Raw genomic sequence first — 21,872 nt, 5'->3', positions numbered from 1 at the left:
TCGGAGGCACCGTGAAGCACCACCACGTCCGGGACAGGCGCAGATCGATCCACTTCGACGGCCGGACCATCACGCTCAAGATCGCGATCAGGTGGGGCCTCGTCGGCAGCGACAAGCCGTGCCGGTTCCCGGCCAGGAAGCTCACCGGCCTCACGCACCGGGAAGCCACCCGGCGGGAGCACGGCGAGATCGTCTTCGTGGCCCCGAACCTCTCCACGGAGGTCGTCTCGAACGTGCCGTCGGGCGTCGATCCCCTGCCCGGCAACGTGTTCCACTACGGATACCGGAACCTCGCCAAGGTCCGCGCGTTCCTCGAAGCCGTCGACCAGGCGCGGCGCTGACTGTCCGTCGTTGGGCCGGTCGGCGTAATTCGCCGGAGATCGGGAACCGGGCTCAACGGGAGGAGCGGCTGGGCCGTCGACTGTGGTGATCGACCACCACACGGAGGTGCCAGTGCGAAGAACATTTTCGGTGTTCGCGATCCTGCTCGCCGGTTCGGCGGGGCTCACCGGGCTCGCCCCGCCGTCGGCCGTCGCCGCGGTCCCGTCCTCGACCGTCACGCTCGTCACCGGCGACCAGGTGACCGTCCGGACCGCCCCGGACGGCCGGGACACGTTCGAGGTCCGGCCCGCCGCGGCCAAGGGCATGGCGCGGGCGCTGGTGCACCTGCGCCTCGGCGGCCGGGACTACGAGGTTCCCGGCACCGCGCTGCCCTACCTCGGGCGCGGGCTCGACCTGAGCCTGTTCGACGTCAAGGCGCTGCTGGCCGGCGCCAAGGCCCCGGTGGACGCCACGACGTTCGGCGCCGCGCTGGCCCGGCAGTTCAAAGAGGACAGTGCCCGCGGCCGGTTCGGCGGCCAGGGGCTGTTCGCGAACGGCGTCCGCTACGCCCTGCCGGGAGCGCCGAAGCGGCAGGCGGCCCGGCCGCGGTCGGTGATGCGGACGGTGTCGGTCGACGCCACCGACATCGCGGGCAAGCCCGCCGACACCGGCATCGCGTTCCTCTACAACACCGACGACGGCAACACGCTCGCCCCGGACGAGAACTTCAACTACTTCTTCGGCGGCACGGCCAAGTTCAGCGTGCCGGACGGCAACTACAGCGCGCTCGGCGTGTTCTGGACGACCGACGCCGACGGCAACCCGACCGAGTTGCGGTTCAGCGCGCAACCGGAGTTCGCGGTGCAGGCGGACCGGGGAGTCCGCGTCGACGCGAAACGGGCGTCCAGCAAGGTGACCTGGGTGACGCCGCGCCCGGCGCTGCTCGACGACACCGGGTTCCTGTTCCGCCGGGCCGCCAAGACCGGGCCGGCGCTGCTCGTCGACTTCGACGCCGGGCCCGGCGTGCCGATCTCGGTGTCGCCGACGGCCGTCCCGGTGCGCACCGGTGCCCTGCAGACGTACCCGTACAGCAGGCTCGTGTCGCCGCCCGGGCCGGGCACGCCGTACGAATACGTGCTGCAGAAGGCGAGCGTCGGCGTGATTCCGCAGCAGCGGTACGTGATCACAGCGAAGGACGTCGCCGCGGTGGACGCCACCTACTTCAGCGAGTACTCCTCGCTCGGCCTGCGCCAGCGCAGCGGGATGTTCTCGTTCGAGGACGTCAGCGGCCGTCCGGCGCATCCGATCCAGCTGCCGCGCAAGCAGACCGAGTACGTCTCGGCCGCGCCGGACCTGGGGTGGTTCGGCGGGTTCTCGAAGTACGTGCTGCCGGGGCCGTTCCCCGGCTGGGCCGGCGGCCAGCGCGAGGAGTTCCACACCTACCGCGGCGGTTCGTCGGTCACCGAGGACTGGAACCGCTTCCCGCTGCACCCGGCGGGCGCGGTGGCGCTGCTGCCGCTGTCGGACGGCCGGTCGTACACGCTGCCGGGCGCGACCCGGGCGGGCGATCTGCTGCGGTTTTCGCTCACGCCGTTCAGCGACAACCAGCCGGGCCACACCGGCTTCGGCTTCTACGGCGAGTCGCGGGACACGATCACCGGGCACTACCGGTTCACCCAGGACGGCACCACGCTGGCCGAAGGCGAGCCGCTGGGGGCCACCGCGGTCGGCTTCGAGCAGGAGGTCGCGCCCGGCCCGTCGACGCTGGGGCTCACGATCGACGCCGGGCGCACCGGGCCGATGTACCGGCAGAGCACCGCGACCCACACCGAGTGGACGTGGCAGTCGCGGCACGTCGAGGGCTCGACGCTGCCGCCGACGTTGTACTGCGCCCGCGGGGCGGGCGGCCCGGACCGGGAGTGCGCGGTCGAGCCGCTGCTGACGCTGGGGTACGCGGTCGGCGGGCTGCGGCCGGACGGATCGACGGTGTCCGGCCCGCAGAGCCTGGACCTCACGGTCGGGCACCTGCAGCAGAGCACCGCAGCGCCGGTGACGGCGGCGACCGTGCAGTACTCGACCGACGGCACGACCTGGCAGGACGCCCCCGTCAGCGCCCGCGGCGACGGGGTGTTCCACGCGGAGTTCAGCGTGCTTGCGCAGTCGTTCCGCGGCACGGACGTCTCCCTGCGCGTCACGGCTGCCGACGCGGCCGGGGCGACGATCAGCGAGACGATCACCGACGCCTACCACGTCCACCCGGCATGAGGGGAATGTCCACAGTGAACAGAAAATGGCTGGGGGTGCTGGCCATCGCGGTGGCGGCCGTCGGCGTGGTCACGCCGGTGGCGAACGCGGCGCCGGCCGCGCGTGCCGCGTGCCCCGAACCGGGGCCGGGCCTGCTGCGCTGCCTCACCACCTACGCACCACCCGCGGCCCGCGCCTCGGCGAGCAGCCCGGTCGGCTGGGGCGCCGACGACCTGGCGTCGGCCTACGAACTGCCCGCCGCGGCGGGACCGGACGAGGTCATCGCGATCTCGATCGCCTACGACGCCCCGAACCTGGAGGCGGACCTGGCCACCTACCGGGCCCAGTACGGGCTGCCACCGTGCACGACGGCGAACGGCTGCTTCCGCAAGGTGAACCAGCAGGGCGCCCCGGCACCCCTGCCGGCGGCCGACTTCGGCTGGGCACTGGAGTCCACATTGGACGTCTCGATGGTGTCGGCGGCGTGCCCGTCGTGCCGGATCCTGGTCGTGGAGGGCAACTCGCCCGGCTTCGCCGACCTGGCGGAGACTGAGGACACGGCGGTACGGCTGGGCGCGAAGGTGGTGTCGAACAGCTACGGCGCCCGGGAAGGCGGCGCGGCACTGGCGTACGCGAGCCACTACCGGCACCCGGGAGTGACGGTGGTGGCATCCTCCGGCGACAGCGGCTTCACGGCGGCGAGCTACCCGGCGGTCCTGGCCTCGACGGTGGCGGTCGGCGGCACCTCGCTGGCCCGCGACCCGGACTCCCCGCGCGGCTGGGCGGAGCAGGCGTGGCCGTACGGCGGCAGCGGGTGTTCGGCGTACATCGCGAAGCCGAGGTGGCAGAAGGACACCCACTGCGCCAAGCGGACGGTGGCGGACGTGTCGGCGGTGGCCGAGGACGTCGCCATCCACTTCGCGGACGCGGGCGGCTGGCTCCCGGCGAGCGGCACGAGCGCGTCGGCACCGTTCGTCGCGGGGTTGATCGGCCGGGCGGGTCACGCGGGAGTGACGCAGCCGGGGGACCTGTACGCGAAGGCGGCGTCGTTCACGGACGTGACGACGGGCCACAACGACCCTGCGGGCGCGGGGAAGAAGTGCGGCTGGGATTACCTGTGCGTGGCGGGTCCTGGCTATGACGCGCCGACGGGTGTCGGGGTGCCGAACGGCCTGGCGGGGTTCTGAAGGTACCGGTGGCGCGGGTTTCGCGGCCTGCGCCACCGGTACCGCCCCGCGGCGTGGGCCTGCCAGCCCGTGCGACCCCGCAGCATGGGCCCGCCAGCCCACGCCACCGGCGCCACCCGGCGATGTGGTCTCACCGGCCCGCGTCACTCCCGCCCGGCCGCGCGCGGCGCCTCGAGCCCGCCCTGTCCCGGCCGGCACAGCCCGCGCTCGTAGGCCAGCAGTCCGGCCGCCGTCCGGTGCGCGCAGTCCAGTTTCCGCACCACCCGGGCCACGCACTCGCGCACGACCGGCTCCGGCAGGCCCAGCCGCCCGGCGATCTCCGCGTTCGTCAGCGCCGCGCCCACCCCCGCGAGCACCTCGGTCTCGCGGGCCGACAACCGGTCCACCCGTGCCAGCCGCTCGTCGCGCGGGCCGGACAGCCGGGTCGCCGCCGACACCAGCCGGCGGGTGGCGTCCGGGGACAGCACCAGGTGGCCGTCCGCCGCCAGCCGGACCACCCTGACCAGGTCCCTCCCGCGGGCCGACCGCAGCACGAACCCGGCCGCGCCGTCGCGGAGGGCGCGCAGGATCCGCGCGTCCGAGTCGAACGTCGCCAGCACCACCACCGCCGGGCGCCGGGGGAACTCCTCCGGCGGGCTCAGGCGCAGGTCGAGCAGCAGCACATCCGGCAGCCGGCGGCGCAGGGTGACCCGCGCCGCCGTCGCGTCGGGGACCGTGCCGACCAGCTCGATGCCGTCGGCGTCGCCGAGGATCGTGCTCAGGCGCGCTCGCACCGCCGGGTCGCGCTCGGCCACCAGGACCCGGACCGGCGGCGCGAGCACCCTCAGTCCTTCGGCCGCAGGCGGATCAACGGCAGGTCGGTCTTCGACGCGCCGACGAGGTCACGGCCGCCCGGACCGCGCAGCCGCACCTCCCGGAACCGCACCGACGAAAGCTGCGCGGCTTCGATCGGGTAGACGTCGCCGTAGCGCCTGATCTTGTCCACGAGTTCCTTGCCGAGCAGTTCGACGAGACCGGCGTGCCGCGTCGCGCCGCCGCCCAGCGGCACGTCCAGTTGCTTGCGCACCTCGGGAAACCGCTGGTCGAGCTCGACGGCCAGCTGGTGGATCGTGACGTACGCCCGGCCGAACTCCTCCGCGTCGGGACCCGGCGGGATCTCCTGCAGCACCTTGACGAGCTTGTCGTCCATCCCGAGCTTGTCCCACAACGTCACTTCTTTTCCTCCGCTCACGACCGCCGTTGGTCTACCAGAGGACCGGCACGCGGTCCACTCCCCCGGTGACACGGTTGGTCCGGACCCGGAGTTCATCCACCCCGACGGCCAGGCGCAACCCCGGGAACCGCCGGAACAGCGAGCCGAACACGACGCGCAGTTCGGTGCGGGCCAGGCTGGCGCCGATGCAGAACCAGCCACCGTAGGCGAAGGCGACGTGCGAGTTCGGCTTGCGGTCCGGGTCGAACCTGTCCGGCTCCGGGAACACGGAGCCGTCCCGGTTCGCGGCCGCGATCGACAGCACGACGGCGTCGCCGCGCGCGATGGTGACGCCACCGACCTCGACGTCGTCGTGCGCGTACCGCAGGACGCCGAGCCCGCTCGGGGCGGACAGCCGCAGGATTTCCTCGACGACGCCGTGCACCCGGCCCTCGGGATCGGCAGCCAGCGCGTCGCGGCGGGCGAGATCGGTGAGCAGGTAGAGCACGCCGAGGTCGATCCGGTTGGACGTGGTCTCGTGGCCGGCGAACAGCAGGCCGGCGGCGAGCCGCGCGAGGTCGTCGTCGGTGAAGGACGGATCCTCGGCCTGCGCGCGGACCATGTCCGACACGACGTCCTGGCCGGGATTCCGCCGTTTGGCCGCGGCGAGCCGGCTCATGGAGGCGGTGAACTCGTCGAGCGCCGCGTCCGCGCCGTCGCCGATGTCCATCCGCCCCATCCGGTCGGACAGCACGCGGAAGGTGTCGCGGTCTTCGTACGGCACGCCCAGCAGCTCGCAGATGACCAGGACCGGCAACGGGAACGAGAGGTGTTCGTGCAGGTCGACCGGGCCGTCGCCGGCCTGCTCCATGGTGTCGAAGCAGCCGTCGGCGAGCTCCTGGACGTGGCCGGCGAGCCGCCGGATCCGGTTGGCGGAGAAGGCGGGCACGAGCATCCGCCGCATCCGCGCGTGCTCGGTGTGTTCGGTTTCGTGGTCTCCCTGCGGCCGGCTCAGGATGGCGGCGTTCGACAACGCCGCGGCTTCCTCCGGCGCCGGGTGCGAGCGCCCGAACCGCGGATCGGTGAACACCGCGCGGACCTGCTCGAAGCCGGTGACGAGCCAGGCCGGGTCCCCGGCCGGGGTGGTCACCGGAACAACGGGTCCCTGCCGCCGCAGCACCGCGAAGAGCGGCGCGATTTCCAGCACGTTCGGCCGTTCGAAAGGCAGGCGCGGGCTGTCCGTGGTGGCGGTCATCGGGTCTCCTCCCCGCAGAACGCGGCCGATCGGCGCGGACACGGGCAGGGCCGGTGTCCGGCCGCGTTCCCGGCCCCCCGCAAACCTACGGTACTCAGGAAAGGAGTGATCGGGCCGGGAACGCGAGTTCCCCGCCCGATCGGGTCAGCGCGGCCGCCCGCAGAGCCGGAACTGTCGGTGCCGCCCGGTATCGTGGATGCCGGGGGCCGGAGGCCACCCCTACAGCATCTTCCAAGCCCGGGTCAGCGTGTCCCGCAGAATCTGTTCCATCTCGTCGAACTCCGCCTGATCACAGACCAACGGCGGCGACAGCTGCACCACCGGCTCGGCCCGATCATCGGCCCGGCAGTACAACCCGGCCTCGAACAGCGCCTCGGACAGGAACCCCCGCAGCACCCGCTCGGACTCCTCGGCCGAGAACGTCTCCTTGGTCGCCTTGTCCTTCACCAGCTCGATGCCGTAGAAGAACCCGGCCCCGCGAACGTCCCCGACGATGGGCAGGTCCAGCAACCGGTCCAAAGTGGACCGGAAAGCGTCCTCCCGCCGCAGCACGTGCCCGTACAGATCCTCCCGCTCCATCAGGTCGAGGTTCGCCAGCGCCACCGCGCACGACACCGGGTGGCCGCCGTACGTCGAGCCGTGCATGAACGTCGTCGCGCCGTGGGTGAACGGCTCCATCAACCGCTCCGAAGCCAGCACCGCGCCCAGCGGCGCGTAGCCCGACGTCAGGCCCTTCGCCGTCGTGATGATGTCCGGCCGGTAGCCGTACCGCTTGGCCGCGAAGTCGTGGCCAAGCCGGCCGAACGCGCAGATCACCTCGTCCGACACCAGCAGCACGTCGTGCCTGTCGCAGATCTCGCGCACCCGCGCGAAGTAGCCGGGCGGCGGCACGAAGCAGCCGCCGGTGTTCTGCACCGGCTCCAGGAACACCGCGGCCACCGTGTCCGCGCCCTCGAACTCGATCGCCTGCTCGATCTGGTCGGCGGCCCAGCGGCCGTACGCCTCGTAGTCGTCGGCGTGCTCGGGCGCGCGGTAGAAGTTCGTGTTCGGCACGCGCAGGGTGCTCGGCACGAGCGGTTCGAAGTCCGCTTTCGCGCCCGGGATGCCGGTGATCGACAGCGCGCCCTGTGACGTCCCGTGGTAGGCCAGCGCGCGGCTGATCACCTTGTGCTTGCCCGGCTTCCCGACGAGCTTGAAGTACTGCTTCGCGAGCTTCCACGCCGTCTCGACGGACTCGCCGCCGCTCACGGTGAAGAACACTCGATCGAGGTCACCCGGCGCCGCGGCAGCGAGCCGCGAAGCCAGTTCGATCGCCGTCGGGTGCGCGTGGCCCCACAGCGGGAAGTACGCGAGCTGCTTCGTCTGCCGCGCGGCGGCCTCGGCGAGTTCTTCGCGGCCGTGGCCGACCTGCACCGCGAACAGGCCGGCGAGCCCGTCCAGGTAACGCTTCCCGTGGGCGTCCCAGATGTAGGCGCCTTCGCCGCGGACGATCACCGGGACGTCGGTGTCCGCGTAGGCCGAGTGGCGGGTGAAGTGCAGCCAGAGGTTGTCGCGGGCAGCCTGGGCGAGGTCGGCAGTCATACCCCGGTTATCGCACGCACTCCACCCAGAGCGCAAGCGATTCAGTCGTCCAGCCGAATTTCGACGACTAATTCATGATCGCCCAGGCAGTGAAACCTTCGGATTTAGTCGTCACGGTCAGCGAGTGCCCCACTGGTAGGTCTGCTTCCGCAGCTTCAGGTAGACCATCGCCTCCGCGTGCCGGACACCGGGCAGCGCGCGGATCCGCGTCGAGATCAGCTGGAGCAGCGCCTCGTCGTCCGCGCAGACGGCCTCGCAGAGCAGGTCGTAGCGCCCGGCGCAGAGGATCACGTACGCGATCTCGTCCATTTCGGCCAGTGCGTCGCCGACCGGCTCCAGCGGGCCGTCGACGGTGATCGCGATCATCGCCTGCCGGAACAGCCCGACCTGCAAGGGATCCGAGACGGCGACGATCTGGATGACCCCGGAGTCGGACAGCCGCTGCACCCGCTGCCGGACCGCGGCCTCGGACAGGCCGACGGCCTTGCCGATGGTCGCGTACGCACGCCGCCCGTCCTCCTGCAGTTGCGCGATGATCTGCCGCGAGATCTCGTCGAGCACCGGCGGGGCGGGCCGGCCGGTCGTGTCCTGGCTGCTCACGCCCCGGATCATCCCCGACGCGGGCAGCGGCGGGCAAACCCGCCACGCCGTGACGAAGAGTGACTGAATCCGAATGTCTCACCGCCTTCAGACAACTAAATCAGTCGTTCCGAACGCGTTGACAACACTGAATCGGTGCTGTTCCATCCGTCGCACCCAGCTCCCGGCCGGAGGGAACGCCCATGCCCCGCACTCCCGCCCCGCCCGACGTCGCAGCGGCCGCACCGAAGACCCGCACGCTCACCCGTTCCATCGGCGTCGGCGGTGGCACGCTGCTCACGCTCAGCTGCGTGACGCCGGCGTCGTCGCTGTTCGTCCTCGTTCCCCCGCTGTTCGCCGACCTCGGCACCGGCACCGCGCTCGCCATCGCCCTCGCCGTGCTGCTCTGCGCCGGCATCGCCTGCTGCTACTCCGAACTCGGCACGCTGGTGCCGAGCGCCGGCGGCGAGTACGCGATGGTGACGACGGTGGCGAACCGGTTCGCCGGCTGGCTGACGTTCATGCTGTCGTTCGTCGTCATCCTCGTCGTGCCCCCGATCATCGCGATCGGCGTGGCCGACTACCTCGCCGCCGTCATCGACGTCAGCCCGTCGGTCGCGGGCGCGCTCGTGATGGTCGCCGGCACTGTGATGGGGCTGCTGAACCTGCGCTCCAACGCCTGGATCACCGGGATCTTCCTGGTCATCGAGGTCGTCGCGATCTTCGTCGTCTCGCTGCTCGCGTTCACGCACGCCACGCAGAGCCCGGCCGTGCTGGTCAAGCCGAGCCTCGGCACCAGCGGGATCGGGCTGATCGCCGTCGTCGCCGGGCTCGCTGTCGCGCTGTTCGTCACGCAGGGCTTCAGCACCGCCGTCTACCTCGCCGAGGAGATGCGGGAACCGCGCCGGACCGTGGCCAGGACGGTGTTCTGGACGCTCGGGATCAGCGCCGTCGTCATCCTCGTGCCGGTCGTGGCGATCACCCTGGCCGTGCCGGACACCGCCGCGCTCGCCGGGCTCGACCTGACCGCGCTGGTCACCGGCTGGGGCGGCAGCGGCGTCGGGGTGGCGATCAGCCTGTGCATCGCGGCGGCGATCGTGAACGCGGTGATCGTCATGGTCATCCAGAACTCGCGGGTGCTCTACGCCTCCGCCCGCGACCGCGCGTGGCCGACGCCGGTCAACCGGGCGATGAGCGTGGTGAGCGAGCGGTTCGGTGCGCCGTGGGTCGCGACGCTGGTGGTCGGCCTGTCCGAAGCCGTCCTCTGCTTCGTGCCGGTGGACACGCTCAGCGGCGTCACCGGGGTGGCCGTCGTCGCGCTCTACCTGAGCGTCGCGATCGCCGCGCTCGGCGCGCGCCGGGCGGCGCACCGGAAGCCGCACGTGTGGCGGATGCCGGCGTGGCCGCTCGTGCCGGGGCTGGCCGTCGCGGCGCTGACCTACGTCCTGGTCGAGCAGAGCGCGCTGGACCTCGGCATCACCGCCGCGGTCCTCGTCGTGTCGGCCCTGTACTGGTGGGGGTACCTGCGCCGGCGCCCCGGACGGTGGGTCGTGACGGTGCCGCAGGAATAGCCGTCACCCTTCCGGGGTAACCCACGCGCGCTCAACCTTCGGGGCCGTTCACCCGTACTGGTCACCGGCAGGTTCTTCGGCGAGGGGACGACGGATGCGCAGGACCGGGGTGGTGGCCCTGCTGGGGGCGGTGCTGGTCACGACGGCGTGCTCGGCGCCGCGCACCACGACGCCGAGCCCGATCGCCGAGCCGGTACCGCTGACCACCACCGCTCCGGTGACGACCGGCAAGACCACCGCTCCCCCGCCCGCGCCGCCGTGCGCGATCACGACCGGCGCCTGCGTGAGCCTGGCGCAGCGGCTGGCCTGGCTGCTGCGGGACGGCCGGGTGGTCCGCGGCCCGGTCCCGGCCGGGTTCGGGTCACCCGGCCAGGCGACGCCCGCCGGGTCGTTCCACGTCGTGTGGAAGGACCGCGAGCACCGCAGCAGCCAGTACGGCACCGACATGCCCAACTCGGTGTTCTTCGCCGCCGGCGGCATCGCCTTCCACGCCGGACCGATCGACACGCCGTCACACGGCTGCGTCCACCTGACCGACGCCGATTCGGCGGCGTTCTTCGACGGGCTGAACGTCGGCGACGCGGTGCAGGTCTTGTAGGCTCCCTCCTCGTTGGACACTCCCACCGTCGTCTCCCGGCTGCGCGCCGCGGGCTGCGTGTTCGCCGAGGACGAGGCCGATCTCCTCGTCGCCGCGGCCACGTCCCCCGCGGAACTCGACGCGCTCGTCGAACGCCGCGTCGCCGGGCTGCCGCTGGAGCACCTGCTGGGCTGGGCGGAGTTCCACGGCCTGCGCGTCACCGTGCGGCCCGGCGTGTTCGTGCCGCGGCACCGCACGGGGTTCCTCGTCGACGTGGCCGTCTCGCTCGCGCCGCCGGAACCGGTGGTGCTCGACCTGTGCTGCGGCTCGGGGGCGCTCGGTGCCGCGTTCGCCGCGACGCTGCCGCCGCGTGAACTGCACGCCGCCGACGTCGAGGCCGCCGCGGTCGAGTGCGCGCGGCTGAACCTGCCGGACGCCTTTGTCCACCAGGGCGATCTCTACTCCGCGTTGCCGGCTTCCCTGCGTGGCCGGGTGTCGGTGCTCCTGGCGAATGTGCCGTACGTGCCTTCGGAGGCTGTCGCGACGATGCCGCCGGAAGCTCGCCTGCACGAGCCGCTGGTGGCGCTCGACGGCGGCGCGGACGGCCTCGATCTCGCCCGCCGGGTCGCCGCGGGTGCGCCGGACTGGCTCGCGCCGGGCGGGACGCTGCTCATCGAATCGAGTGAACGGCAGGCGCCGGTGCTCGCGGAAATCCTTGCGGCAGCGGGCTTGCCGCCGCGCGTGCACTCCTGCGACGAGCTGGGCGCGACCGTCGTCACCGGCACCGCGAAACCGTGATCTCACGTTCCGGCGCTCCCGGACGTCTACCTCATGTGATCGTGAAACCGTTCGAGCAAGTCGTCGCCGAGCACGGGCCGATGGTCCTCCGGGTCTGCCGGGCCGTGCTCGGGCCGGCCGACGCCGAAGACGCCTGGTCGGAAACCTTCCTGGCGGCGTTGAAGGCGTACCCGGAGCTGCCCGCCGACGCGAACGTCCAAGCCTGGCTCGTCACGATCGCGCACCGCAAGGCCGTCGACGTCACCCGCGCGCGGGCCCGCGACCCGGTCCCGGTCGGCGAGCTCCCGGACCGGCCCGGCCGCGCGGCGGCGTGGAACGGCGATTTGTGGGACGCGCTGGCGCGATTGCCGGACAAGCAGCGCCTCGCCGTCGCCTACCACTACCTGGCCGGGCTGCCGTACCGCGAGATCGCGGAGATCACCGGAGGCACCGTCGACGCCGCGCGCCGCGCGGCCGCCGACGGCGTCAAAGCACTACGGGCGAGCTACCCCCTGGAAGGAGCGCACTCATGACGGACTTCTTCTTCAAGCACTTGCGGGACGAGATCCTGCTCGACCCGAACCCGATGCACGAGCGGCTCGTCGCCGACGCTGCCCGCGAGGGCCTGCTGGACGTCGCCTACCACACGGTCGGCTCCCCGGTCGGGTCGCTGCTGCTGGCGGCGACCGAGGAGGGCCTCGTGAAGGTGGCCTTCGAACGCCAGGACCACGACGCCGTGCTGACCGAGCTGGCGTCGAGCATCAGCCCGCGCATCCTCCGGGCGCCGTCCCGGTTCGAGGAAGTCATCCGCCAGCTCGCCGAGTACTTCGCCGGCGAACGGCAGGTCTTCGACGTCCCGCTGGATCTCCGGCTGGCGCGGGGGTTCCGCCGGGCGGTGCTCGACCACCTGCCCGAGATCGCCTACGGCCACACGGAAAGCTACGCGCAGGTCGCGGCGGCGGCCGGCAGCCCGAAGGCGGTCCGCGCGGTCGGCACGGCGTGCGCGCTCAACCCCCTGCCGGTGGTGGTGCCGTGCCACCGGGTCGTCCGGTCCGACGGGTCGTACGGCCAGTACGCCGGCGGCGAGGAAGCCAAGCGGGTCCTGCTGACGATGGAGGCGGCGTGAAGACGTTCGAAGAGCGCGTCGCCGCCGCCGACTGGGCCGCGGTGGCCGCCGAGGTCGACGATTACGGCTGCGCGCTCCTGCCGCGGCTGCTCACCCCGGCCGAGTGCGCGGGGCTGGTCGCGCTGTGGGACGAACCGTCGCACTTCCGGGCGACGGTGAACCTGCGCCTCCACCGGTTCGGGGACAACGGCGACTACCACTACTTCGCCGCGCCGTTCCCGGAGCCGGTGCAGCGGCTGCGGCAGGCGCTCTACCCGCGGCTGCTGCCGATCGCGCGGGACTGGTCCGCGCGGCTCGGTCGACCGGCGGAGTGGCCGTCCACTTTGGACGAGTGGCTGGCGGTCTGCCACGCGGCGGGCCAACGGCGGCCGACGCCGATCCTGCTGCGCTACGAACCGGGCGGGTGGAACGCGCTGCACCGCGACCTCTACGGCGACAAGGTGTTCCCGCTACAGGTGGTGATCAACCTCAACGAGCCGGGCACCGACCACACCGGCGGCGAGTTCCTCCTGGTGGAGCAGCGGCCGCGAGCCCAGTCCCGCGGCACGGCGACGCTCATCCCGCAGGGCCACGGCCTGGTGTTCACCACCCGGGACAGGCCGGTCCGCTCGGCCCGCGGCTGGTCGGCGGCCCCGGTCCGCCACGGCGTCTCGGCGGTCCGGTCCGGCCGGCGGCACACGCTCGGCCTCGTGTTCCACGACGCAGCATGACGTCCCGCGAACTCGAGGCGCTGCCGGGGTTGCTCGACCGGGCGCGGCACATCGTGATCGGCACGGACACCGCGTCCCGGGCGGACGCCGAGCAGATCGCCGAGGCGCGGGGCGACCTGGTGCCGGCGACGGCGACCCGACCCGACCCGATCCGTCGGCCGCCTGCCGCACGAGGCCGGGGGTCCCTATGGTTGTCAGCCGCAGCGGGAGCGGGTTGTCGGTAGTGGGTGCCGTAGCGGAGCATGGCGTCGAGGACGTCGCAGCGGCGGCAGGCGAGGCAGATCAGCGCGGCGTTGTGTTTCTGCCCTCGGCTCGGCTGCGGTCGTAGTAGGCGCGGCATCGAGGCCAGGACCCCGGCAGGAGGCGCACCTGCCGAGCATCCTGACGGCGTGATCACACCCGGCCGAGCAGCAGCGACAGCCCGAGGCCGGTCATCGTCACCGCGATCACGACGTCGAGCACCCGCCATGCCGTCGGCTTCGCGAACACCCCGGCCAGCCGCCGGGCGCCGAAGCCCAGGGCGCTGAACCAGACCGCGCTGGCGATCCCGGCGCCGAGGCCGAACAGCCAGCGCCCGGTGCCGTGGGCGACCGCCACCGAGCCGAGCAGGAGGACCGTGTCGAGGTAGACGTGCGGGTTCAGCCAGGTGAAGGCCACGCAGGCGAGCACGGCCTTGCGCAGCGGCGTCCGTTCCTCGCCGACGGTCATGACCGACGGCCGGAACGCCCGCCGCGCCGCGAGTGCCCCGTAGCCGAGCAGGAACAGCCCGCCGCCGACGGCGATCACGCCGATGGCCGTCGGCCACTGCTCCAGCACGGCGCCGAGCCCGCTGACGCCGAGCCCGATCAGCACGACATCGGACGCGGCGCAGATGACGACCAGCGGTGCCACCGCGCCGCCGCGCAGACCTTGTTGCAGCAGGAACGCGTTCTGGGAACCGATCGCGACGATCAGGGACAGGCCGGTTCCGAACCCGGCCAGCAGGAGAGGGAGCACCCCGTCACGGTATGACCCGCCTGCCTCATTACTCCAGCTAAAGATTCTTACGTAACATTAGCACTCGTGATGTCGGATCTCCCGCTCGACCAGGTCAAGACGCTGCTCGCCGTGGTGGACGAGCAGAGTTTCGACGCCGCGGCCGCGGTGCTGCACGTGACGCCGTCCGCGGTCAGCCAGCGGGTGAAGGCCCTGGAGCAACGCACCGGGCGGGTCCTGCTGCTCCGCACCAAGCCGATCCAGCTGACCGCGTCGGGTCAGGTCCTGGTCCGCTTCGGCCGATCGCTGGCGCAGCTGGAGCAGGACGCCCTCGCCGAGCTGGGCCTCGGCGCGGAGGGCACGCGCACGGTGCCGATCGCGGTGAACGCGGACTCCCTGGCCACCTGGTTCCTGCCGGCCCTGACCGGGATCGCCGAGGACCAGGGCGTCTGCTTCGACCTCCAGCGCGAGGACGAAGACCACACCGCGGCCCTGCTGCGCGAGGGCCTGGTGATGGCGGCGGTGACGGCGTCACCCCAGCCGGTCCAGGGCTGCACGTCCCACCGCCTCGGCCGCATGCGCTACCGCGCCATGGCGTCCCCGGAGTTCGTCGCCCGCCGGCTCGCCGACGCGCCCCTGACGACGTCCCTCCCGGCGGCCCCGGTGATCGTGTTCGACCGCAAGGACGACCTGCAGGACCGCTTCCTCCGCGCCCTCACCCGCCGCCGCACCTTCACGATGGTCCGCCACCACATCCCGGCCTCGGAGTCGTTCGTGGACGCCGTGGCGGCCGGCCTCGGCTGGGGCATGGTCCCGGAGCTGCAGGCGGGCCCGCGCGGAGCCGCCCTGGTGGACCTGGCCCCGGACCGCCCCGTCGACGTCCCGCTGCACTGGCAGCAGTGGAAGCTGGACTCCCCGGCCCTGGCCGCGGTGGCCGAGGCGGTGGCCCGGGCCGCGCAGGAAGCGCTGCGTTGAAGGCCCGCGTCGTCAGTTCCCCGCGGCGGGAAAGCCGCCCACCCCGCGCTCGACCAGATCAAAAGCCTGGTCGATGACCGCCACCTGCTCGCGCCGGACCACTTCGGCGTCGTCGCCGGCCACTATGCGGCCTATCGCGTGCGCGAACACCGTCGTGATCGCCGTCGTCAGCAGGCCCGCCACCATCCGGGAGCGGAACGCCTCCCCCGTCTCCTCCGTCAGCACCTCGGTGAACGCGTCCGCGATCTCGCGCTCCTGCTCGTACCAGCGGGCCGTCAGGGCCGGGCTCGACGTCAGCACCCACCAGAAACCCGGGCCGCCCGGTATCGCGCCCGACAGGGGGTGGCCCGAGGCCAGCAGCTCGTGCTGGTGGCGGCGCAACGCCGTGCACGGCGACACGCCCGCCGGGCGGGAGCGCACCACCTCCGTCAGCTCCGCCAGGCGGTCCGCGTGGCGGTCCAGGAAGAGGTCCTCCTTGCGGGGGAAGTAGTTGAACACCGTCATCTTCGACACGCCCGCCGCCTCGGCGATCTCCGCCACCGTCACCTCCTCGAAGCCGCGCTCGATGAACAAGCCGGTGGCCACGTTGGAGATCAGCAGGCGGGTGGCCTGCTTCTTCCGCTCGCGCAGTCCGGGGTCCGCCATGCGCCGAGTATAGACCGAGATCAAAGTTTGACTCGGTAAAAGTTTTTCGGCATCATCGGAGCCATGAACAGGGATGTGGTGATCTCCGGGGGCGGACCGGTCGGCTTGATGCTGGCCTGCGAACTGCGGCTGGCGGGCGTGGACGTGCTCGTCGTCGAACGGCTGCCCGAGCCGGACCAGACGATCAAGGCCGGGTCGGTCAACCTGACGACGGGCGAAGCCTTCTACCGCCGGGGCCTGCTGCCCGCGATGGACGCCGTCGTGGAGCGGAACTCCGCGCAGATCCGGAAGTTCCTCGAGTCACGCGGCGGGGGTGGCCCGAAGACCGTGCCGGTGGGGCACTTCGCCGGGATCATGGTCGCCTCGGACGGCGTCGACTTCGGCGATCCGGCCTTCCGGGACGTCGGGCCCGCTGCGCGGGTGGTCGTCATCCAGCAGCAGGACGTCGAGGCGATCCTCGCCGAGCGCGCCACCGAACTGGGCGTCGAGATCCGGCGTGGTGTCGAGCTCACCGGGTTCGACGCCGACGACGACGGCGTGAGCGTGCACCTCGACGACCGGGAAACCGTGCGCGCCGGCTGGCTCGTGGGTGCCGACGGGGGCCGCAGCTTCGTCCGCAAGCAGGCCGGCTTCGAGTTCCCCGGCACCGACCCGGCCATCACCGGACGGCAGGCGCTCACCGAACTCACCGGCGCCGACGTCCTGCCGGCGGGCTGGCAGCACGGCCCCGGCGGGCTCTACGTCCACGGGCCGACGCCCGGGCGGGTCCTCACCGTCGAGTTCGACGGGCCGCCCGCGGACCGGGACGCACCGGTCACCGCGCAGGAGATCGAAGACAGCTTCCGGCGCGTGTCCGGCGCGGACGTCCGGGTGACCCAGCTCCACAGCGCGACCCGCTTCACCGACAACGCCCGGCAGGCGAGCACCTACCGCCGGGGCCGTGTGCTGCTGGCCGGGGACGCGGCGCACGTCCACTCCCCCTTCGGCGGGCAGGGCCTCAACCTCGGCATCGGCGACGCCGTCAACCTGGGCTGGAAGCTCGCCGCGACCGTCCACGGCTGGGCGCCCGAGGGCCTGCTCGACACCTACACGACCGAGCGGCACCCGATCGGCGAGTGGGTCCTCGAGTGGACCCGGGCGCAGGTCGCCTTGATGCGCAGCGACGTGCGGACCCGGGCGCTGCGCCGGGTCGTCGACGACCTGCTGCACACCGGCGACGGCGCGACGTACCTCGCGAAGAAGCTCTCCGGTGTCCTGCACCGCTACCCGATCGAGGGCGAGCACGACCTCACCGGCCGCGCCGCGCCCGACTTCGCGTTCGCCGACGGCAGCAGGCTCGGCGAGCACCTCCACAACGGCAAGGCCCTCTTGCTCGACCTCGCCGACCACGCCGGCCTGCGCGAGACGGCGAACGGCTGGGCCGGGCGGGTCGGCGTGCTGACCATGAAGTGCGACAGCGAGCCGGCGCTCACGGGCGTGCTGGTCCGGCCGGACGGCCACATCGCCTGGGCGCGGGAGGGCGGTTCGGTGGCCGGCCTCGAAGCAGCGCTGCACAGGTGGTTCGGCGCACCCGCCTGACAGGATGGGGCCGGTGATCGAACTCCACCCGCCGATCGAACCCTACGACCGAGGCCTGCTGGACGTCGGCGACGGCCACCACGTGTATTGGGAGACCTGCGGGAACCCGGACGGCAAGCCGGCGGTGGTGCTGCACGGCGGCCCCGGCCAGGGCTGCACACCCGGCATGCGGCGGGCGTTCGACCCGGCCCGCTACCGCGTCGTCCTGCTGGACCAGCGCGGCTGCGGCCGGAGCCGTCCGCACGCCGCCGGCCCCGCGACGTCGCTGCGGCACAACACGACGGACCACCTCGTCGCCGACCTGGAACGGCTGCGGGAGCACCTCGGCATCGAACGCTGGCTGGTGCGGGGTGGCTCGTGGGGCGCGACGCTGGCGCTGGTGTACGCCGAGCGCTTCCCGCACCGGGTGACGGAGATCGTGGTCAGCGCGATCAGCACGACACGCCGATCGGAGATCGACTGGCTGTACCGCGGGGTGGGCCGCTTCTTCCCGGAGGCGTGGCAGCGCTTCCGGGACGTCGCCGGGGACGACGACGTCGTGCCCGCCTACGCCCGGCTGATGGCCGACCCGGGCCGGCGCGAACGCGCCGCGCTCGCGTGGGACGCCTGGGAGAGAACGGTTCTCTCGCTGGAACCGGGCGCCACCGCCGACGTCCACAGTGGACCGCCGGACGACGCGCTGCTGGCGTTCGTCCGGCTCACCACGCACTACTACGCGCACGCCGGCTGGCTCGAGGAGGGCGCGGTGATCCGCGACGCCGGACGCCTGGCCGGCATCCCCGGCGTGCTGATCCACGGCCGGCTCGACCTCGGCTGCCCGGTGACGACGGCGTGGGAACTGGCCGAGGCCTGGCCCGGCGCCGAACTCCTCGTCGACGACCGGTCCGGCCACGGCGCCAGCGACGTCAAACGGGCCTGGCTGCTCGCCGCACTGGCGAAGTTCGCCGGTTAAGGGAGCACGGCGGCGATGGTCGCCAACAGCCCGTACAGCCAGCCGAAAGCGAGCCGGCGCAGGGTCGGCGGCCGGCCCGTCTGCGGGTCCGCGCAGCGCAGGCCGACGAGCAGCCTGCCGATCGTGGCGCCCCACCACCGCTGCAGGAACACGCGGTGCCCGAAGGAGGCCACGAGGTAGGTCGCCACCAACGTCACGAAGTAGGCGATGCCACCCTCCACGTCGACCTCCGCCGCGACCACGGCCGCCACGATGAAATGCAGCACGAGGTCCACGGACACCGCCGGTACGCGCCGCTGCCACGACGCCCGCCGGATCGGGCCCGTGCGCAGCAGGCGGCGGCGCACGGGCCAGGGGATGTCCGGCGCGTCGTCCAGGGTGGGGTCGATCTCCATGCCCCTCCCACGCCCGAGCCCCGCGTTCGGTTGCCTACTTCTCCGCCGCCAGTCGCACCGCCACGTCGATGATCATGTCCTCCTGGCCGCCCACCAGCGCCAGCTCGCCACACCGGCGCAGGATCGCCTGCGCCGGGACGCCGTAGCGCTCGGCCGCGCGCTCGGCGTGCAGCAGGAAGCTGGAGTACACCCCCGCCCAGCCCTGGACGATCGCGTTCCGGTCCATCTTCGGCCAGCGGTGCAGGTACGGGCGGACGACCTCCTCCGCCGCGTCCAGCAGGGCCCCGACGTCCAGGCCCGTGTCGATCCCCAGGCGGTCGAACACCGCCGCCAGGACCTCCGTCGGCGAGTTGCCGGCGCCCGCGCCGAGCGCGCACAGCGAGCCGTCGATGTACCGCACGCCCGCTTCGTGGGCCAGGACCGAGTTCGCGACGCCGAGCGAGAGGTTCTGGTGCCCGTGGTAGCCGACCCACGCCGTGTCGCCGACCTCGGCGACCAGCGCTTCGAAGCGGGCGCGGGCCTCGTGCATCAGCAGCGCGCCCGCCGAGTCCGTCACGTAGGCCGCCTGGCAGCCCGCGTCGACCATGATCCGGGCCTGCTTCGCCAGGTCCTCCGGCGGCGTCCGGTGCGCCATCATGAGGAACCCGGCCGTCTCCATGCCGAGTTCGCGCGCCAGCCCGAAGTGCTGCGGCGAGACGTCGGCCTCGGTGCAGTGCGTCGCCACCCGGACCATCTCCGCGCCCGCGTCGAAGGCGCGCTGCAGGTCCTCGGCCGTGCCGATCCCCGGCACGAGCAGCACGGCGATCTTCGCCTGCTTCGCCTCTTCGCGCGCCGCGGCGATGAGCTCGAGTTCGTCGACGGCGGAGAAGCCGTAGGTGAACGACGAGCCGCCGAGGCCGTCGCCGTGGGTCACCTCGATGACCTCGACGCCCGCCCGGTCGAGCGCGCGCACGGTGTCCCGCACCTGCTGCTCGGTGAAGCGATGGGCCATCGCGTGGCTGCCGTCACGCAGTGTCGTGTCGACGATCCGGACGTCGTGGCGCAGTTCCGGGCGAGTCATGCGGACACCTCCTGCTTCGCGCCCGCCATCAGCTCGCCGACCCGGGCGGCCGCGGCGGTCATGATGTCCAGGTTCCCGGCGTATTCGGGCAAGTAGTCGCCGTTGCCGCGGACCTCGAGGAAGATCCCGACGCGAGCGTTGCCATCCCAGTCCTCGCGCGCGTCGTCGAACTGCGGATCCGCCCGGAGCGTGTAGCCGGGGACGTACTCGCGCACCTCGTCGACCATCTCGTGGATCGACGCGGTGATCGCGTCCCGGTCGGCGTCCGGGGGAATCGCGCAGAACACCGTGTCCCGCATGATCATCGGCGGCTCGACCGGGTTGAGGATGATGATCGCCTTGCCGCGCCCGGCGCCGCCGATCTCGGCGACCGCCTGCGACGTCGTGCGCGTGAACTCGTCGATGTTCGCCCGCGTCCCCAGCCCGGCGCTGCGGGAAGCCACCGAAGCGACGATCTCCGCGTACGGCACCGTCGTCACCCGGGAGACGGCGTGCACCATGGGAATCGTCGCCTGGCCGCCGCAGGTGATCATCGAGACGTTCGGGGCGTCGAGGTGGGTGCCGAGGTTCACCGGCGGGCACACCATCGGGCCCAGGTGCGCCGGGGTCAGGTCGATCGCCTGGATACCGGCTTCTTCGTACCGCGGGGCGTTCGCGGCGTGCGCCTTCGCCGACGTCGCCTCGAACACCAGCTCCGGCAGGGGGTCCTGGCGCAGCAGCCAGTCGACGCCCTCCGCGGACGCCGCGATCCCCTGCGCGCGGGCGCGCTCGAGGCCGTCCGACTCGACCACACCCACCACATAGCCGACTTCGATCACTTCACTGCGTCGCAGCTTCGCCAGCAAATCGGTGCCGATGTTGCCGGGGCCGACGATCGCCGCCATCACGGGAGCCATGGTCCGACCGTCGCACCGCGGCGAGGGCAGGCGACAGCCGGACGTTCCGTTCACCGGAACGCCCGGTCCGGTGAACGGCGGCCGGCGCCGAGGATGACGAGCCCGGCGACGGCGGCGGCCACTCCCCCGCAGGTCATGACGGCCGGCACCGAAACCGCGTCCACCACGAAGCCGCCGGCCAGCGCCCCCGCCGAAATCGTGGCCTGGAACGACGCCGTGAACAGCGCGGTGGCCGCCTCCGGGGCGTCCGGCGCTTCGCGGGCGAACCAGGCCTGGGAGTACACCGGCACCGCGCCGTAGGCCACGCCCCACGCCACGAGGGTCACGAGCGCGCCGATCGGCCCGGTGTGCGGCAGGACGAGCACCGCGGCCGCGAGCACCGCCGCCGCGAGCGCGAAGCCCTTTCCGTGGCGCCCCGCCAGGAAGGTGCCCGCGATCCCGGCCACGCCGTAGGCCAGCAGGTAGCCGCTGAGCACCTCCGGCCGGACCACGTCCCGCAGCAGCGGCGTGACGTAGGTGTAGGTGCCGAAGTGGGCCAGCACGACCAGGAACGTGACCAGCAGTCCACTTCGGACACCGCGACGCCGCAGCAGTCCACTCAGGACTTTCAGGCGCGTGGCTTCTTCAGGGGGCAACGACGGCGCGAGAAGCACGAGGGCGGCCGCGGTCCCGAGGCTCAGCACGCCGAGCAGGAAGAACGCCGTCCGCCAGCCCGCGAGCTGCCCGATGAAGGTGCCAAGCGGGACGCCCAGCACCGAGCCCAGCGGCACGGCGGCGAAGATCACCGAGGTCGCGCGGGCGGCGGCCGCCGTCCCGACGAGCCGGGGCGCCAGGCCGGCACCGATCGACCAGAAGCCGCCGATGACGACGCCGACGAGGAACCGGGCGGCCAGCAGCACCCCGTACGTGGGCGCGGCGGCGGCGAGGAAACCCGCGAGCGCGAGCAGCACCAGCAGCCCGCCCAGCACGAGCCGCCGGTCGAGCCGCCCGGCCGCGACCGTGACCACCGGCGCGGCGACGGCGGCGACGAACCCGGGCACAGTCATGGTCCAGCCGGCGGTCCCGGCCGAGACGCCGAAGCCGGCCGCGATCGGCGTCAGCAGCCCGATCGGGAGGATTTCGGTGGTGACGATGGCGAAGATCCCGACGGCGACGGCGAAGACGGCGGGCCACCGGGGCACGGAGGTGTTCATGAGGCCCCAGTGAACCGGCGGCGAAGCACGCCGGCTGGCAGGTTCGCGACAGCTCGATCGCCACGCCGGGTGACGTCGGATTC

Annotated in this window: 23 protein-coding genes and 1 pseudogene; 12 read left to right on the top strand and 12 right to left on the bottom strand. The window is 72.6% G+C overall.

The window, feature by feature from the left end:
• The first annotated feature begins 11 nt into the window (after positions 1–11).
• From I4Q55_RS08935 to I4Q55_RS08925, 3 genes are all read left to right on the top strand, one after another.
• Positions 12–341 (top strand): hypothetical protein, encoded by a 330-nt coding sequence (locus I4Q55_RS08935; protein ID WP_206785569.1) that lies wholly within the window; start codon positions 12–14, stop codon positions 339–341.
• 112 nt (positions 342–453) lie between these two features.
• Complete coding sequence (locus tag I4Q55_RS08930) at positions 454–2,586, top strand: hypothetical protein (protein ID WP_307793160.1); 2,133 nt, start codon at positions 454–456, stop codon at positions 2,584–2,586.
• 5 nt (positions 2,587–2,591) lie between these two features.
• Positions 2,592–3,752 carry a S8 family serine peptidase gene (locus I4Q55_RS08925; protein ID WP_206785568.1) on the top strand — a complete coding sequence of 387 codons (1,161 nt, stop codon included), beginning with the start codon at positions 2,592–2,594 and terminating at the stop codon, positions 3,750–3,752.
• Positions 3,753–3,895: 143 nt separating this feature from the next.
• Here the strand turns inward: I4Q55_RS08925 and I4Q55_RS08920 are convergent, their stop codons facing one another.
• The 5 genes from I4Q55_RS08920 to I4Q55_RS08900 form a co-directional block, all read right to left on the bottom strand.
• Entirely contained in the window at positions 3,896–4,573 is a 678-nt protein-coding gene (locus I4Q55_RS08920) for a response regulator transcription factor (protein ID WP_206785567.1), read from the bottom strand.
• Between the two features lie 2 nt (positions 4,574–4,575).
• Entirely contained in the window at positions 4,576–4,965 is a 390-nt protein-coding gene (locus I4Q55_RS08915) for a hypothetical protein (RefSeq protein ID WP_206785566.1), read from the bottom strand.
• A gap of 31 nt (positions 4,966–4,996) precedes the next feature.
• Entirely contained in the window at positions 4,997–6,199 is a 1,203-nt protein-coding gene (locus I4Q55_RS08910) for a cytochrome P450 (protein WP_206785565.1), read from the bottom strand.
• A 219-nt stretch (positions 6,200–6,418) separates the two neighbouring features.
• On the bottom strand, positions 6,419–7,780 hold the full coding sequence (locus tag I4Q55_RS08905; RefSeq protein WP_206785564.1) for an aspartate aminotransferase family protein: 1,362 nt from the start codon (positions 7,778–7,780) through the stop codon (positions 6,419–6,421).
• A gap of 117 nt (positions 7,781–7,897) precedes the next feature.
• On the bottom strand, positions 7,898–8,392 hold the full coding sequence (locus tag I4Q55_RS08900; protein WP_167385019.1) for an Lrp/AsnC family transcriptional regulator: 495 nt from the start codon (positions 8,390–8,392) through the stop codon (positions 7,898–7,900).
• Positions 8,393–8,562: 170 nt separating this feature from the next.
• Here I4Q55_RS08900 and I4Q55_RS08895 point away from each other — a divergent pair, with 170 nt between their 5' ends.
• The 6 genes from I4Q55_RS08895 to I4Q55_RS08870 all read left to right on the top strand — a co-directional run bounded on the left by I4Q55_RS08895 (position 8,563) and on the right by I4Q55_RS08870 (position 13,120).
• On the top strand, positions 8,563–9,930 hold the full coding sequence (locus I4Q55_RS08895; RefSeq protein WP_206785563.1) for an APC family permease: 1,368 nt from the start codon (positions 8,563–8,565) through the stop codon (positions 9,928–9,930).
• Positions 9,931–10,024: 94 nt separating this feature from the next.
• The gene (locus I4Q55_RS08890) at positions 10,025–10,528 is read left to right on the top strand and encodes a L,D-transpeptidase (protein WP_206785562.1); all 504 of its coding nucleotides are present in this window, start codon (positions 10,025–10,027) and stop codon (positions 10,526–10,528) included.
• Between the two features lie 12 nt (positions 10,529–10,540).
• Positions 10,541–11,305, top strand: a complete 765-nt coding sequence (locus tag I4Q55_RS08885; protein ID WP_206785561.1) for a putative protein N(5)-glutamine methyltransferase — start codon at positions 10,541–10,543, stop codon at positions 11,303–11,305.
• A 35-nt stretch (positions 11,306–11,340) separates the two neighbouring features.
• Positions 11,341–11,817, top strand: a complete 477-nt coding sequence (locus I4Q55_RS08880) for an RNA polymerase sigma factor (RefSeq protein ID WP_206785560.1) — start codon at positions 11,341–11,343, stop codon at positions 11,815–11,817.
• Positions 11,814–12,410: a methylated-DNA--[protein]-cysteine S-methyltransferase gene (locus I4Q55_RS08875; protein ID WP_206785559.1), complete on the top strand. Its 597-nt coding sequence runs from the start codon at positions 11,814–11,816 to the stop codon at positions 12,408–12,410. The genes I4Q55_RS08880 and I4Q55_RS08875 overlap by 4 nt, the downstream gene beginning before the upstream one ends.
• Positions 12,407–13,120 (top strand): 2OG-Fe(II) oxygenase, encoded by a 714-nt coding sequence (locus tag I4Q55_RS08870; RefSeq protein WP_206785558.1) that lies wholly within the window; start codon positions 12,407–12,409, stop codon positions 13,118–13,120. The genes I4Q55_RS08875 and I4Q55_RS08870 overlap by 4 nt, the downstream gene beginning before the upstream one ends.
• Positions 13,121–13,316: 196 nt before the next feature.
• On the opposite strand, the pseudogene I4Q55_RS08865 reads toward I4Q55_RS08870, so the two are convergent.
• Positions 13,317–13,465: pseudogene (locus I4Q55_RS08865) on the bottom strand (IS110 family transposase); the annotation flags it as partial.
• Positions 13,466–13,513: 48 nt separating this feature from the next.
• Positions 13,514–14,116, bottom strand: a complete 603-nt coding sequence (locus tag I4Q55_RS08860; RefSeq protein ID WP_206785557.1) for a LysE family transporter — start codon at positions 14,114–14,116, stop codon at positions 13,514–13,516.
• Between the two features lie 66 nt (positions 14,117–14,182).
• Here I4Q55_RS08860 and I4Q55_RS08855 point away from each other — a divergent pair, with 66 nt between their 5' ends.
• Positions 14,183–15,070, top strand: a complete 888-nt coding sequence (locus I4Q55_RS08855) for a LysR family transcriptional regulator ArgP (RefSeq protein WP_206785556.1) — start codon at positions 14,183–14,185, stop codon at positions 15,068–15,070.
• A gap of 12 nt (positions 15,071–15,082) precedes the next feature.
• Here I4Q55_RS08855 and I4Q55_RS08850 read toward each other — a convergent pair whose 3' ends face one another.
• A complete protein-coding gene (locus tag I4Q55_RS08850; protein WP_206785555.1) occupies positions 15,083–15,715 on the bottom strand; it encodes a TetR/AcrR family transcriptional regulator in 633 nt (210 codons plus the stop codon).
• Positions 15,716–15,778: 63 nt separating this feature from the next.
• Between I4Q55_RS08850 and I4Q55_RS08845 the strand changes: the two genes are divergently transcribed.
• Both I4Q55_RS08845 and pip read left to right on the top strand, forming a co-directional pair.
• A complete protein-coding gene (locus I4Q55_RS08845; RefSeq protein ID WP_206785554.1) occupies positions 15,779–17,293 on the top strand; it encodes an FAD-dependent monooxygenase in 1,515 nt (504 codons plus the stop codon).
• Positions 17,294–17,306: 13 nt separating this feature from the next.
• On the top strand, positions 17,307–18,245 hold the full coding sequence (gene pip / locus I4Q55_RS08840; RefSeq protein ID WP_206785553.1) for a prolyl aminopeptidase: 939 nt from the start codon (positions 17,307–17,309) through the stop codon (positions 18,243–18,245).
• On the opposite strand, the gene I4Q55_RS08835 is transcribed toward pip, so the two are convergent.
• From I4Q55_RS08835 to I4Q55_RS08820, 4 genes are read right to left on the bottom strand one after another with little or no spacing between them, the layout of a single operon-like run.
• Positions 18,242–18,640 carry an RDD family protein gene (locus I4Q55_RS08835; protein WP_206785552.1) on the bottom strand — a complete coding sequence of 133 codons (399 nt, stop codon included), beginning with the start codon at positions 18,638–18,640 and terminating at the stop codon, positions 18,242–18,244. The two genes, pip and I4Q55_RS08835, sit on opposite strands and share 4 nt — an antisense overlap.
• 34 nt (positions 18,641–18,674) lie before the next feature.
• Entirely contained in the window at positions 18,675–19,700 is a 1,026-nt protein-coding gene (gene dmpG / locus I4Q55_RS08830; protein ID WP_206785551.1) for a 4-hydroxy-2-oxovalerate aldolase, read from the bottom strand.
• Positions 19,697–20,596 carry an acetaldehyde dehydrogenase (acetylating) gene (locus I4Q55_RS08825; RefSeq protein WP_206785550.1) on the bottom strand — a complete coding sequence of 300 codons (900 nt, stop codon included), beginning with the start codon at positions 20,594–20,596 and terminating at the stop codon, positions 19,697–19,699. Before I4Q55_RS08825 ends, dmpG begins: the two co-directional genes overlap by 4 nt.
• Positions 20,597–20,646: 50 nt before the next feature.
• Positions 20,647–21,789 (bottom strand): MFS transporter, encoded by a 1,143-nt coding sequence (locus I4Q55_RS08820; RefSeq protein WP_206785549.1) that lies wholly within the window; start codon positions 21,787–21,789, stop codon positions 20,647–20,649.
• Positions 21,790–21,872 lie beyond the last annotated feature (83 nt).

The sequence above is a fragment of the Amycolatopsis sp. MtRt-6 genome, from assembly GCF_017308975.1.
Taxonomy (GTDB): domain Bacteria; phylum Actinomycetota; class Actinomycetes; order Mycobacteriales; family Pseudonocardiaceae; genus Amycolatopsis.
This window is presented reverse-complemented; position numbering and strand designations above follow the sequence as displayed.